The following is a 14,310-nucleotide window of genomic DNA, read 5'->3' as shown; positions in this document are numbered from 1 at the left end:
GGGACTATGTGTCTGCCGTCCGGGCCTAGCCCTTGCCGTTCAGCACGGCAACGGTGGTCTGGGCGATTTCCAGTTCTTCGTTGGTGGGAACCACCAGCACCGGCACGCGCTGGCCGGGCTTGCCGATGTGGCGCGCCTGGCCGGAACGCTTGGCGTTGACCGCCTCGTCGATGTCGATGCCCAGGATGTCCATGTCCTTGCACACGGCGGCGCGCAGGAAGTCGTCGTTCTCGCCGATGCCGGCGGTGAACACGATGGCGTCCAGCTTGCCCACCACCACGGCGAAGGCGCCGATGTACTTGCGGATGCGGTAGACGAACATCTGGAAGGCCAGTTCGGCCATCTCGTCGCCCTTTTCACGGGCGGCGTGGATGTCGCGCATGTCGTTCATGCCGCATACGCCCTTCAGGCCGCTCTGCTTGTTCATCACGTTGTCGATCTCGGCGCCGGTCCAGCCCTTCTTTTCCATCAGGAAGGGAACCAGGGCGGGGTCGATGTCGCCGCAGCGGGTGCCCATCATCAGGCCTTCCAGCGGGGTGATGCCCATGGTGGTGTCCACGCACTGGCCGTTCTTCACGGCGGCCATGGAGCACCCGTTGCCGAGGTGGCAGGTGATGATGTTCAGCTGGTCCAGCGGCTTGCCCAGGAACTGCGCTGTCTTCTTGGTGATGTAGCGGTGCGAGGTGCCGTGGAAGCCGTAGCGGCGGATGCGCAGCGTCTTGTACAGGTCGTAGGGCAGCGGGTACAGGTACGCCTTCTTGGGCATGGTCTGGTGGAACTCGGTGTCGAACACGCCCACGGACGGCGCATGCGGGAAGAGTTCTTCGGCCACTTCGATGCCCGCGAGGTTGGCGGGGTTGTGCAGCGGGCCCAGCGGAATGTAGTCGCGGATGATGCCCTTGGCCCATTCGTCGATCTTGACGGACTGCTTGATCTCTTCGCCGCCAAGCAGCACGCGGTGACCCACGGCGTAGATTTCGCCCTTGTCGGCGATGACGCCCTTCTCGGCATCGGTGATCAGGTCCACGACTTTCTTCATGCCTTCGACATGATTGGCGAACGCCTGTTCGAGGACGATCTTTTCCTCGGCATCCGTGTCGGGCTTGATCTTGTGGGTCAGTTTGCCCATGCCTTCGCCGATGCGCTCGACAAGGCCGGAGCACAGGGGCTGCTCGGTGGTCATGTCGATGAGCTGGTACTTGATGGACGAGCTGCCGGAGTTGATGACGAGTACGTTCATGCGGGTCGTTTCCTTTGGGAGTGTGGCCCTCCGGGCCGTGTGGGCGGCCCGGAGGGGCGGGCGCCGGGGGGAGTGTGGGCGGCCCCCCGGCCGTGGTTGCCGTTGTGAAGCCGACGCGGCGGGGCGAACCCCGCCGTGCGGCGGTGGGTGCTAGATAAGGCCCTTTTCGGCTTGCGCCTGAATGGCCGTGATGGCCACGGTGTTCACGATGTCGGGCACCGTGCAGCCGCGCGACAGGTCGTTGACGGGCTTGTTCAGGCCCTGCAGCACCGGGCCGATGGCCACGGCCCCGGCGGCGCGCTGCACGGCCTTGTAGGTGTTGTTGCCGGTATTCAGGTCGGGGAAGATGAACACCGTGGCCTGGCCCGCCACCTGGCTGCCGGGCAGCTTGGTGCGCGCGACGTCCATGTCGATGGCGGCGTCGTACTGCAGCGGGCCTTCCAGCAGGAGTTCCGGCGCGCGTTCCTTGGCGATGCGGGTGGCCTCGATGACCTTTTCCACGTCCGCGCCCTTGCCGGACGAGCCGGTGGAGTACGACAGCATGGCCACGCGCGGCTCGATGCCGAAGATGCGCGCGGTGTGGGCCGAGTTGATGGCGATTTCGGCCAGCTGTTCCGCCGTGGGGTTGGGGTTCACCGCGCAGTCGCCGAAGGCCAGCACGCGGTCCTTCAGGCACATCAGGAACACGCTGGACACGATGGAGAAGCCGGGCTTGGTCTTGATGAACTCGAACGCCGGGCGGATGGTGTGCGCCGTGGTGTTGATGGAGCCGGAGACCATGCCTTCCGCGTCGCCCTTGTGCACCATCATGGTGCCGAAGTAGGTGACGTCGTTCATGGTGTCGCGGGCGCGTTCGATGCTGACGCCCTTGTGCTTGCGCAGTTCAAAGTAGGCCTGGGCGTATTCCTCGAACTTGGGCGACAGGTTGGGCTGGATGATCTGCACGCCGTCCAGGTCGATGCCCAGTTCGCTGACCTTGGCGCCCACCTTGTCGGCGTCGCCCAGCAGGATGATGTCGGCAACCTCGCGCCGGGCCAGGATGTCGGCGGCGCGCAGGATGCGTTCCTCCACCCCTTCGGGCAGCACGATGCGCATGCGGTTCTGCTTGGCGCGCTCGATGAGGTTGAACTCGAACATCATGGGGGTGATGCGGCTGGACTTGCGGTTGATCAGGCGGCGGCCCAGTTCCTGGCTGTCCACGGAACGCTCGAACAGGCCGAGGGCGGTGGCGATCTTGCGGTCGTTGTCCGGCTCGATCTTGCCGTAGAGTTCGTTCAGGGTCTGGATGGTCTTGTAGGTGTGGTCCTTCACCGACAGGATGGGAATGGGCACCCCGGTCCAGCCTTCGATGAGCCGGTGCACGTTGGGCGCGGGCTGCAGGCCGCCGGTAAGCAGCATGCCGGAGATGTCGGGGTAGGCGCCGGAAAGGCGGCAGGCAAGACCGGCCAGGATGATGTCCGAACGGTCGCCGGGGGTGATCACCAGGCACCCGGGGGTGACGTAGTCGAGGAAGTTGCCGATCTGCATGGCGGCGATGATGTAGTCGTCCACCAGGGTGTCCAGGCGGCCGTGCCCGTACAGCACCTGCGCGCCCAGCCACTTCTTCACGTCGCCCATGGTGGGCTTGCCCAGGGTGGGTTCCTCGGGCACCACGTACACGGCCAGCGGGTTCGAGCAGTTGACCTTGCACTCCAGGCTGCGGATGACCTCGTCGCGCTCCGCGTCGGTGACCGAGGCGCGGTTGATCACGGCGGCCACGATGTCCAGGCCCTTTTCATCCAGCAGGTCGATGGTCAGCTGGGTGGAGGCGATGATCTCGTCGGCCGTCTTCTGCTGGCCGTTGGCCACCACCATCACCGGGCAACCCAGGTTGGCGGCGATGTCGGCGTTCAGGTCGAACTCGAAGGCAGCATCCTTGCCCAGAAAGTCGGTGCCCTCGCAGAGCACGAAGTCGTAGCTGTCTTCCAGCTGCTTGTATTTCTTGAGGATGTTTTCAAGCAGCGAGGCGTGCTGACCGTTGTTGATCAGCTCCCGGGCGTCCTGCAGCGAGTAGGCGTAGGTGTCGGCCACGGGGATGTCGAGATTGAAGTGGGTCAGGATGAGGTTGGTGTCGTGGTCCACCCCGTCCTTGACCGGCCGGTTGATGATGGGCCGGAAGAAGGCGACCTTGCGGATGTCGCGCAGCAATAGCTGCATCATGCCGAGCACCACGGCGGACTTGCCGCTCTTCGATTCCGTCGCGGTGATGTACAGATTGTTGGCCATGCATATCTCCTTGCGTGCCACTGGGCGGGCGCGGCGAGGCGTCCGTGGATCAACCACCGGGGGGCTGCCGCCGGTGTTCCGGGCCTGGCCCGGTGAGCCAAACGGCCCGCGGAACATTCCGCGGGGCCGAAATCCCCTGACGGGGGGCCGCCGTTCGGCCCCCCGCCGGGGAATGATACCAGAGCGCGGCGCGGCATGCGCGCCCGTTCGATAACTATATAATCCGTGGGCACGGCCAGGCCGCGCCCGCTCGTCAAGCACCAGACCATCGCGCGCAGCGCCGTGGTCGTCATCTTGCCAGATCCGGGGCACGGCAGGCCGTGCCCCGGATGTTTGTTCTAGCGCAGCGAATCCGCGTACAGTTCGATGGAATGCTTTACCGCCACCTTGGCCCCATGCTGCGAGAGCATGTCGGTCATCTGCAGCATGCAGGCGGGGCAGCCGGTGGACACGATCTGGGCGCCGGTGGCCAGGATGTTGTCGCGCTTGCGCTCGCCGATCTGCTTGGACAGGTCGTAGTGGTACAGGTTGAAGCTGCCGCCCGAACCGCAGCAGCGGTCGCATTCGGCCATTTCCACCAGTTCGTACTTGGGGTTCATGCCGATGAGGGCGCGCGGCTGCGAGGTGACGCCGAGCGACTTCTTCATGTGGCAGGAATCGTGGAAGGTCACCTTCACGCCGCCCTTGGCCGGGGCCTCGGGCTTGACGCCCAGCACGTCCACCACGAACTGGTTGACGTCCATGACCTTGTCGTGCAGGGCGCGGATCTGGTCGCGCATGGGGCCAGGGTAGTCCTCCATGAGCTTGGGCCAGATTTCCTTGATGGTGGCGGTGCAGGTGGCGCACGGGGTCACCAGGTAGTCGAAGTTGCCCTTGGAGAACAGGTCGAGGTTGATCTTGACCAGCTTGTCGTAGGCCACGCGGTCGCCCGACGAGATGGCGGGGATGCCGCAGCAGGCCTGGCCTTCGGGCATGTACACGCCAACGCCGTGGTGCTCGAACACCTTCAGGCAGGCTTCGGCCACGCTGACGAACATCTTGTCGCCAAGGCAGCCCGGGAAGAAGGCGACGCGCTTGCCGCTCTTGCCCGCCGGGGTGTCCAGCGCCTTGATCTTGCTGTGCAGCGATTCCTTGGCCAGCCCCACGAAGTGACGGTCGCCGATGACGGGCGAGAGCACCTTGGAGCACGAGGAGCCAAGCAGGTCGTCCACCTTGGTGGTGAAGATGCCCTGGAACTTGGAGCCTAGGTCGAGCAGGGCGTTGAACAGGGCAGGCTTGGTCAGCATGCCGCGCAGGATGGCCTTCTTGACCGGCGAGAGCCCCATGTAGGTGTTCACGATGACGCGCGCGCGCAGGAAGATGTCCATCACCTTCACGCCCGAGGGGCAGTTGGCCCCGCACGAGCCGCACAGCAGACACTTGTTCAGTTTTTCCTGAACGCCCGCCGCGTCGTGGATCATTTCCTTGGCCAGGTTTTCGAGCAGCGCGATCTTGCCGCGCGTCACGTCCGCCTCTTTCATGGTCTCGGCAAACACGGGGCAGACGGCCTGGCACATGCCGCACTTCATGCAGCCGACCATCTGGTCGTCCAGCTCCTGAAGCAGCTTGGCGAGTTTGGTAAGGTCTGCCATGGCTTTAGGCTCCGATGATCTTGCCGGGATTCAGGATGTACTTGGGGTCGATGGCGCGCTTCATGTTGCGCGAGAACTCGATGGTGGCCTTGGAGGTTTCCTTCTCCATCCACTTGGACTTGGCCATGCCGATGCCGTGTTCGCCGGACAGGGTGCCCTGCAGCGAAAGGGCCACGTCGAAGATTTCGTCCACGGCGTGTTCCACGCGCTCGAACTCGTGCTTGTCGCGGCGGTCGCACAGGATGGTCGGGTGCAGGTTGCCGTCGCCAGCGTGGCCGAAGGTGCCGATGGAGATGTTGTACTTGGCGGCGATGTCGTTGATGGCCTTGACCATGGCGGGAATCTTGGAGCGCGGCACGGTGGCGTCTTCAAGCACGGTGGTGGGCTTGGCGCGGGCGAGCGCGGGCAGCGCGTTGCGGCGGGCTTCCCACAGCTTCAGCTTTTCGGCGGCGTCCTTGGCCACCTTGATTTCGGTGGCGCCGACCTTGTTCAGCACCTTTTCCACCTTTTCGGCGTCGTCGGCGACCTGGCCGGGGTGGCCGTCCACTTCGATGAGCAGGATGGCCTGGGCGTCGCGCGGCAGACCGGCCTTGGTGAAGTCGTCAACGTAGCGGATGGTGGCCTGGTCCATGAATTCGAGCGTGCAGGGCACCACGTGCGAGGCGATGATGCCGGCGACGGCTTCCGACGCCTTGTTCACGTCGTCGAACACGGCCATCATGGCCTTGGAGGCCTGCGGCGGGGGCACCAGCTTCAGGGTGATCTGGCTGAACACGCCAAGGGTGCCTTCGGACGCCACCATGAGGCCCGCGAGGTTGTAGCCGGTCACGCACTTGACGGTGCGCGAGCCGGTCTTCACCAGGCCGCCGTTGACGTCGAAAAATTCGATCCCCATCACGTAGTCCTTGGTCACGCCGTACTTCAGGCCGCGCAGGCCACCGGCGTTTTCGGCCACGTTGCCGCCAAGGGTGGAAACGGCCTGGGAGCCCGGATCCGGCGGGTAGAACAGGCCGCGCTTGGCCACTTCGCCCGCGAATTTCGCGGTGACCACGCCGGGCTCGACCACGGCGTACAGGTCTTCCTCGTTGATTTCGAGGATGCGGTTCAGGCTGTTGGTCAGGATGACGATGCCTTCACGCGGGTCGGGGATGGTGCCGCCGGAAAGGTTGGTGCCGGCGCCGCGAACGGTGATGGGGTTGCCGTTCTCGTTGCACAGGCGAACCACCTTGCCGAGCTGTTCGGTGGTGGTGGGGCGCACCACGAGGGCGGGGACCACGGCGTCGAGCACGGCGGAATCATAGGAGTACGACTGGCGGTCGGCCTCGCTGGTGAACACGTTGTCCTTGCCGACGACGGCTTCGAATTCCTTGATCAGGGCTGCACTGGGCATGAGGATGGTCCTCCGGGTCATGCGTTGCTCCACCCCCGTCACCGGGAAAGGGCGAGGCGGCGGAAACTTTGGGGGAGCGGATGCTCCGCCCATTCCTGGCTGTATGTTCAGCCACTCCTCTGTTGAAAAGGGGGGCAGGGCGACGCCCCGCCCCCCTTGCACCTACGAAACTAGAACAGGTTGGAGTACGCCCCGAAGGAGAGCACGCTGGCGATGATGCCCACGACGATGCCGTAGAGGGCAAAGGGCCAGAAGGTACGCTTCAGGATCATACCCTCGCGGCCGATCAGGCCGGTAACGGCGCAGACGGCAACGATGTTGTGGATGCACACCATGTTGCCCATGGCGCCGCCGGCCACCTGGGCCGCCACGATGATCTGGCGGGGCAGGCTGAGCTGCTGCGCGACGCCCCACTGGAATTCGGCGAACAGAAGGTCAGAAACGGTGTTCGAACCGGTGATGAACGCGCCAAGGCCACCCACGTAAGAGGCCAGCATGGGCCAGGCGTTGCCCGCGAAGGCGGCCACGGTCTTGGCCATGGCCAGGGGCATGGAGGGGTAGCTGTTGGGGTTCAGGGCCACGTCGGCCACGCCGGAACCGCGGAAGATGGACACCAGGGCCACGGCCGCGAACAGCGCGATGGTGGGGGCCTTCATCTTGGAGAACGATTCAGCCCAGGCCTTCTGTACCGCATCGCCCTTCATGCCGTGCAGCACGATGGTCAGCAGCGCCACCAGGGTGAAGGGAATGGTGCCGGGCAGGTACAGGTAGTCGATGGAGGCGGAGACGCCCTTGTAGCCCATGATGTCGTTGAAGGGGATCTTCTGGGCGGCCATCCAGCCCTTCAGGCCCAGTTCGGGAATGCGGGTCAGCACCAGGATGATGCCGATGAGGATATAGGGCAGCCACGCCATGAACTGGCTCATGTGCGGCTTGAATTCGGTGTTGGTGCTGGTGGCGATGGTGCCGGTCCATTCAGCTTCCCAGGTGGACTGGGGGCCGAAGTCCCAGGTTTCCTTGGGCACGCAGAAGCCCTTCTTGGCGCCGGCCACGATGATGCCAAGGCCCACCAGGCCGCCGATCAGCGACGGGAATTCGGGGCCCACCAGCCAGGCGAAGGTCAGGTAGGGCACGATGAAGGCCACGGCCGCGAACACGCAGAACTGCCACGCGGCAAAGCCTTCGGCCCACGACTTCTTCTGGCCGTAGAAACGGGTAAGGAAGCCCAGCATGAAGATGGGCAGGATGAAGACCATCGGGCCGTGCATCAGGGTGACCCACTGGCCGATGACCTTGGCGAAGGAGCCGAAGTCGGTGAAGTTCAGGCCGGGGTTGGCGGCGGCGGCGTCCTTGACCAGCGGGGCAAGGAACTTCAGGCCGATGAGGATGGGCGTGCCCACCGCGCCGAACGACACGCAGAACGAGTTGAACACAAGGCAGATGACGGCGGCGGCCAGCGGCGGAAAGCCGAGGGACAGCAGCAGCGGAGCGGCCAGCGCGGCGGGCGTGCCGAAACCGGCGGCGCCTTCGATGAAGGCCGCGAACATGTAGCCGATGATGATAGCCTGCACGCGCTTGTCACGGCTGATGTTCTGCATTCCGTACTGGATGGTTTCCATGCCGCCGGAATACTTCAGGGTGTACAGGATGATGATGGCCCCGAACACGATGATCAGCACGCCGATGGCGGTGACGATGCCCTGCAGCGACAGCGCGGCGATGTACCCCGCGGGCAGGTTCCAGGCGCCGATGGCGCCGAGCACGCAGACAAGCCAGGCCAAGGGCATGGCGCGGGTGGAGGGCCAGCGCATGCCGACCATGAGCACCAGGGCCACGAGGATGGGCAACAGTGCCACCAATGCAAGCAGTTCCAATGACATCAAAACGCTCCTCTTCTGTTGTGCGTGACCCGCCCCCGGAGTGCACCCGCCGGGATTGGGAAGGGTATGTAAGTGCCGGAGGGGTTTGCACCTCCCCTCCGGCACTGTCCTACCGGTTGGTGTTATTCAGCGGCCCGACCATCGTCGCAGGCGTCGCCGCCCTTGCGCCGGGCATGTTCCGGAGTTTCGGTGACGGCGCAGAAGCCGCTGTCAGCGTTTCCCACGGTCACCGGGGCCCCGGCGGGGGCGGTAACGGCGGGCGCTTCGGCGATCTGCTTCAGCAGCAGGTAGCGTTCGTTGTACTCCTTCTCGATGGCCGTGCGCAGGCGCTTGGACTCTTCGGGAGCGATCTTCTCGAGGGCGGCGTAGCGGGTTTCACCAGCCATGAATTCCTGCATGGTGCCGTTGGGCGCCTTCGATTCGAGCACGAACGGGTTCTTGCCTTCGTCGGCAAGTTCGGGGTTGAAGCGGTACAGGGGCCAGTAGCCGGATTCCACGGCCATCTTGGCTTCTTCCATGGACTTGCCCATGCCCTTGCGCAGGCCCTGGTTGATGCAGGGGGCGTAGGCGATGATCAGCGAGGGCCCCTTGTAGGCTTCGGCTTCCTTGAAGGCCTTCAGCACCTGCTGCTTGTTGGCGCCCATGGAGACGCAGGCAACGTAGACGTAGCCGTAGGTCATGGCCATGCGGCCCAGGTCCTTCTTGGCGGTCTTCTTGCCCGAGGCGGCGAACTTGGCGATGGAGCCCAGCGGGGTGGCCTTGGAGGCCTGGCCGCCGGTGTTGGAGTACACTTCGGTGTCCATGACCAGGATGTTGATGTCCTCGCCGCTGGCCAGCACGTGGTCCACGCCGCCGTAGCCGATGTCGTAGGCCCACCCGTCACCGCCGAAGATCCACACGGACTTCTTGGTGAACAGGTCGCTCATGTGCCACAGCTCGTCCAGCAGCGGATGGTCGTCGGAGCCGCCCAGCAGGCCAAGGATTTCCTCGCCGTACTTCTTGGAGCCTTCGGCGTCGTCCTTGTTGTCCAGCCAGCCCTTCAGGGCGGCCTTCAGGTCGTCGGCGAGATCCAGCGAAAGGGCCTCGGTCACCACGTCGGCGAGCTTCGCGCGGCGCTGGGTGTAGGCCATGCTCATGCCGAAGCCGAATTCGGCGGCGTCTTCGAACAGCGAGTTGCCCCAGGCCGGGCCGTGACCGTCCTTGTTGGTGGTGTACGGCGTGGTGGGGGCGGAAGCGCCCCAGATGGACGAGCAGCCGGTGGCGTTGGCCACCACCATGCGTTCGCCGAACATCTGGGTGAGCAGCTTGACGTAGGGGGTTTCGCCGCAGCCCGCGCAAGCGCCGGAGAATTCCATCAGCGGCTGCTGGAACTGCGAGCCCTTCAGGCTGTCGCGGGCCATCAGGTCGTCCTTGATGGCGATGTTGGCGTCGGCGTAGGCAAGGTTGGCAACCTGGTCGGCCATCTGGGTTTCGATGGGCTTCATGACCAGGGCCTTGTTCTTGGCCGGGCACACGTCGGCGCACGAGCCGCAGCCCATGCAGTCCTGCGCGTAGACCTGCATGCGGTACTTCAGGCCGTTCAGTTCCTTGCCTTTGGCTTCGATGGCCACGAACGAGGCGGGCGCGCCGGCCAGTTCGTCATCGGAGGCCAGGATGGGGCGGATGGCCGCGTGCGGGCACACGAACGAGCACTGGTTGCACTGGATGCAGTTTTCGGACAGCCATTCGGGCACGGTGATGGCCACGCCGCGCTTTTCGAAGGCGGAGGTGCCCACCGGGAACAGGCCGTCGGGCTCGAAGGCCGAGACCGGCAGCTTGTCGCCCTGCTGGGCCAGGATGGGACGCACCACGTTGGTGATGAAGTCGGGGTCGGCCGAGGCGGCCGAGGGGGCGTCGGCGGCGGTGGCCCAGGCTTCGGGGTACTTGATCTCGGTGACGGCCTCGATGGCCTTGTCAACGGCGGCCACGTTCATGGCCACGATCTTTTCGCCCTTCTTGCCGTAGGCCTTGTGGATGGAGTCCTTCAGCAGCGCCACGGCCTGCTCGAAGGGAATCACGCTGGACAGCTTGAAGAACGCGGTCTGCATGATCATGTTGATGCGCCCGCCAAGGCCCACTTCGGTGGCGACCTTCACGGCGTCCACGTTGTAGAACTTCAGCTTCTTGCGGGCGATGGTGCGCAGCATGGAGGCGGGCAGTTCCTTCTCCATGTCGGCCACGCTGTTCCAGTGCGAGTTCAGCACGAAGGTGCCGCCGGTCTTGATGCCGTCGAGCACGTCGTACTGGTGCACGTAGGCCGACTTGTGGCAGGCGATGTAGTCGGCGCTGTTGACCAGGTAGGTGGACTGGATGGGGCTGTTGCCGAAGCGCAGGTGCGACACGGTGAAGCCGCCTGACTTCTTGGAGTCGTAGGCGAAGTAGCCCTGGGCGTACATGCCGGTGTTGTCGCCGATGATCTTGATGGCCTGCTTGTTGGCGCCCACGGTGCCGTCGGCGCCAAGGCCGAAGAACTTGCACTGCACGGTGCCGGTGGGCACGGTGTCCACGCCCTCGGTCACTTCAAGCGAGGTGTCGGTGACGTCGTCGATGATGCCCACGGTGAAGTGGTTCTTGGGGCCGACGACCTTCATGTTGTCGTACACGGCCTTGGCCATGGCCGGGGTGAATTCCTTGGAGCCCAGGCCGTAGCGGCCGGCCAGGAGCTTGGGCATTTCGCCGCGCTCCATGAAGGCAGTACACACGTCAAGGTACAGCGGTTCGCCCAGCGAGCCGGGTTCCTTGGTGCGGTCGAGCACGGTGATGGTGTCGGCGGTGGCGGGCAGCACCGACAGCATGTGGTCGATGGAGAACGGACGGTACAGGCGCACCTTGATCAGGCCCACGCGCTCGCCCTTGGCGTTCAGGAAGTTGACCACTTCTTCGATGGTTTCGCAGGCGGAACCCATGGCGATGATCACGCGCTCGGCTTCGGGGTGGCCCACGTAGTCGAACAGCTTGTAGGAACGGCCGGTGATCTCGCCGACCTTCTTCATGTAGTTCGAAACGATGCCGGGCACGGCGTTGTAGAACGAGTTGCAGGCTTCACGCGCCTGGAAGTAGATGTCCGGGTTCTGCGCGGTGCCGCGGATGTGCGGGTGTTCCGGGTTCATGGCGTTCTGGCGGAAGGCTTCCACCTTTTCCCAGTTCACCAGCTTCTTCATGTCGTCGTATTCGATGACTTCGATCTTCTGCAGTTCGTGCGAGGTGCGGAAGCCGTCGAAGAAGTGACAGAACGGCACGCTGGACTCGATGGAGGCCAGGTGGGCCACCAGGGCCATGTCCATGGCTTCCTGCACCGAGTTGGAGTTCAGGAAGGCGAAGCCGGTCTGGCGAGCGGCCATGACGTCCTGGTGGTCGCCGAAAATGGACAGCGCGTGCGAGGCCAGCGCGCGGGCCGAAACATGAAAGACGCCGGGAAGCAGTTCACCGGCGATCTTGTACATGTTCGGGATCATCAGCAAGAGGCCCTGCGAGGCGGTGAAGGTGGAGGTCAGCGCGCCAGCGGCCAGCGAGCCGTGCACGGCGCCCGCGGCGCCCGCTTCGGACTGCAGCTGGCGGACGGATACCGTCTGTCCGAAAAGGTTCTTCTTGCCCTGGGCGGCCCATTCGTCCGCCGATTCGCCCATGTTGGACGAAGGGGTGATGGGGTAGATGGCGGCGGTGTCGCTGAGCGCGTAGGCGACGTACGCGGCAGCGGTGTTGCCGTCCATGGTCTTCATTTTCTTGGCCATTGATCTCTCCTTGGATTGCTAACCTTGAAGCGGGGGGTGAAAGATCAGCCGTGCCTTGCGGCGCGGTCCGTGGGCATTGACTCGGAATCGTGCCTCGTCATGCCGGCCCTTGCGGCGCGTTTTGCTGCCGCTGGCGGCCGTTGGTGTCGCGTGGGCGGCCGAGGCCTGCCCCCCTGCCCCTTGTGATTCAGGCGCTCCGGATGATCTGGATGATCCGGGCGAGCGGGGCGGGCGGCGCGGGCAGAGTGGCGGGCCCGGATATCGGGCGGCCTTGCTCCGCGCGGGACAGGCTGTGGCCCCTACGCAACAACAAGAAGTGTGCCAGTTCCGTTACGCTGATACGTCGGCTGCATCCTCCTTGGATTGTTGAAGTATAAAGTCGTCTTGTGAAACTGACGTCGACGTCTGGTCCGAAAAACCGGACGGCCGACGTTGCGGCGCATGGGGGGTCCGGGCTGGCGAAGGGCGGGAAAGGAGCCTAACGCCGCCGGTTTGAATGGTCAAACGGTTCATCGGGGCGAAATCCGCCGCGCGTCCGAAAAACCGGATGGCGGAGCGGGCGAGGGGGCCTCGTCCGAAAGGTAGGACACCCGCCGGAGGGATGCTCCCGCAGGTTACCCCGGCCCGTTTACAGCGACATATTATTCTTTTTCAGCAGGGCATAGAAATGCGAGCGCGACAGGCCGGAGACGTCCAGCATCTCCTGCAGGTTGCCTCGCGTCTGCCCGATGAGGATTTCAAGGTACTTGCGCTCCATGAGACGCTTGAAGCCCTTGAGCGGCGGCAAGGGGCTGGTGAAGGCGGCCCCGAGCGCGTCGGCGCGCTGGGCGGGAGGCACCATGTCCTCTCCGCCGCCGGGGCCACCGCCGGTTCCGTCGCCGTTGCCGTCGGCGGCGGAGGGGTGGGTGGCGGATTCGCTCCCGATGCCGACTTCGCCCGTGGCGGGGCGGGCGATGGCGGCGCGGGTGATCTTGATGCGGATGTCCTGGGGCAGGTGCAGCGCGTAGAGCACGCTTTCCAGCCCCGAAATGACGAACGAGCGCTCCAGCACGTTGTACAGCTCGCGCACGTTGCCCGGCCAGTCGTACTGGGCCAGCTGCTGGAAGAAGTCTGGCGAGAAGCCCTTGTGGGGCACGCCGTACTGCTCGCACAGCCGGTTGACGTGGTAGATGGCGAGCGGCTTCAGGTCTTCCGGCCTGCTGCGCAGCGGGGGCAGCTCCACGTGCACGGTCTTCAGGCGGAACAGCAGGTCCTTGCGGAATTCGCCGCGCTCCACCATGGCGTCCAGGTCGCGGTTGGTGGCGGAGATGAGCCGGAAGTCGCTCTTTATCTCCTGCGTGCCGCCCACCGGGCGGAAGGTGCGTTCCTGCAGAAAGCGCAGGAAAGAGCGCTGGATGGACAGGGGCATCTCGCCCACTTCGTCCAGGAACAGGGTGCCGCCGTCGGCCAGCTTGACCAGCCCGTCGCGGTCGGCGAGGGCGCTGGTGAAGGCCCCCTTGCGGTGCCCGAACAGGGTGGATTCCACCAGGCTTTCGGTCAGCGCGGCACAGTCCACCACCACGAAGTGGCCGGCGCGGCGGGTGCTGTTGCGGTGGATGGTGCGGGCGAAAAGTTCCTTGCCGGTGCCCGTCTCTCCGGTGACCAGCACGTTGGCGTCGGACGAGGCGGCATGCGCCACCAGGTCGAAACACTGGCGCATGGAGGGGCTGGTGCCCACCACGCCGTCCAGGTCCAGCGCCACGGCGGGGGCCTCGCCGCGCGACAGCTTTTCTTCGCGGTACTGCAGGGCCCGGTGCAGGGTGAGGGTGGTCTGCTTGATGGGCGAGGGCTTGACCAGATAGTCCCACACACCGCCCTGGATGGCCAGTTCCGCGCCGTCGGGGTCGCCCTCGCCGGTCAGGATGATGACCTCGGGCCGCGACGGGGAGAGCCGGATGCGCGGCAGCGCGTCCAGCCCGTTGCCGTCGGGCAGGCGCACGTCCAGAAACACCACGTCCACGTCGGTGGTTTCCAGCTTGCGCAGCCCTTCCTCCAGCGTGTGGGCCGTCTCGCAGGCGTAGCGCAGGCGGGCCAGCAGGCTGGCGATGGTTTCGCAGACCTGGACGTCGTCGTCTATGACGAGGATGGTGGGCAC

General features: G+C 65.0%; 7 protein-coding genes. All 7 read right to left on the bottom strand.

The features are described from left to right. Window positions 1-25 precede the first annotated feature (25 nt). A complete protein-coding gene (locus RVX_RS16190) occupies window positions 26-1,240 on the bottom strand; it encodes an acetate kinase (RefSeq protein WP_116307726.1) in 1,215 nt (404 codons plus the stop codon). Window positions 1,241-1,390: 150 nt separating this feature from the next. After that, complete coding sequence (gene pta / locus RVX_RS16185) at window positions 1,391-3,505, bottom strand: phosphate acetyltransferase (protein ID WP_116307727.1); 2,115 nt, start codon at window positions 3,503-3,505, stop codon at window positions 1,391-1,393. Window positions 3,506-3,843: 338 nt separating this feature from the next. Continuing rightward, window positions 3,844-5,136, bottom strand: a complete 1,293-nt coding sequence (locus tag RVX_RS16180; RefSeq protein WP_172596639.1) for a (Fe-S)-binding protein — start codon at window positions 5,134-5,136, stop codon at window positions 3,844-3,846. 4 nt (window positions 5,137-5,140) lie between these two features. Next, window positions 5,141-6,526 carry an FAD-binding oxidoreductase gene (locus tag RVX_RS16175; RefSeq protein ID WP_116307728.1) on the bottom strand — a complete coding sequence of 462 codons (1,386 nt, stop codon included), beginning with the start codon at window positions 6,524-6,526 and terminating at the stop codon, window positions 5,141-5,143. A gap of 170 nt (window positions 6,527-6,696) precedes the next feature. Continuing rightward, complete coding sequence (locus RVX_RS16170) at window positions 6,697-8,406, bottom strand: L-lactate permease (RefSeq protein WP_116307729.1); 1,710 nt, start codon at window positions 8,404-8,406, stop codon at window positions 6,697-6,699. Window positions 8,407-8,528: 122 nt separating this feature from the next. Then, window positions 8,529-12,176, bottom strand: a complete 3,648-nt coding sequence (gene nifJ, locus RVX_RS16165) for a pyruvate:ferredoxin (flavodoxin) oxidoreductase (RefSeq protein WP_116307730.1) — start codon at window positions 12,174-12,176, stop codon at window positions 8,529-8,531. 628 nt (window positions 12,177-12,804) lie between these two features. Next, window positions 12,805-14,310: a sigma-54-dependent transcriptional regulator gene (locus RVX_RS16160; RefSeq protein WP_116307731.1), complete on the bottom strand. Its 1,506-nt coding sequence runs from the start codon at window positions 14,308-14,310 to the stop codon at window positions 12,805-12,807.

It is taken from the genome of Nitratidesulfovibrio sp. HK-II (assembly GCF_003402415.2).
Classification (GTDB): Bacteria; Desulfobacterota; Desulfovibrionia; order Desulfovibrionales; family Desulfovibrionaceae; genus Cupidesulfovibrio.
The sequence above is the reverse complement of the archived record's forward strand: the minus strand, read 5'-3'. Positions and strand labels throughout refer to the sequence as shown.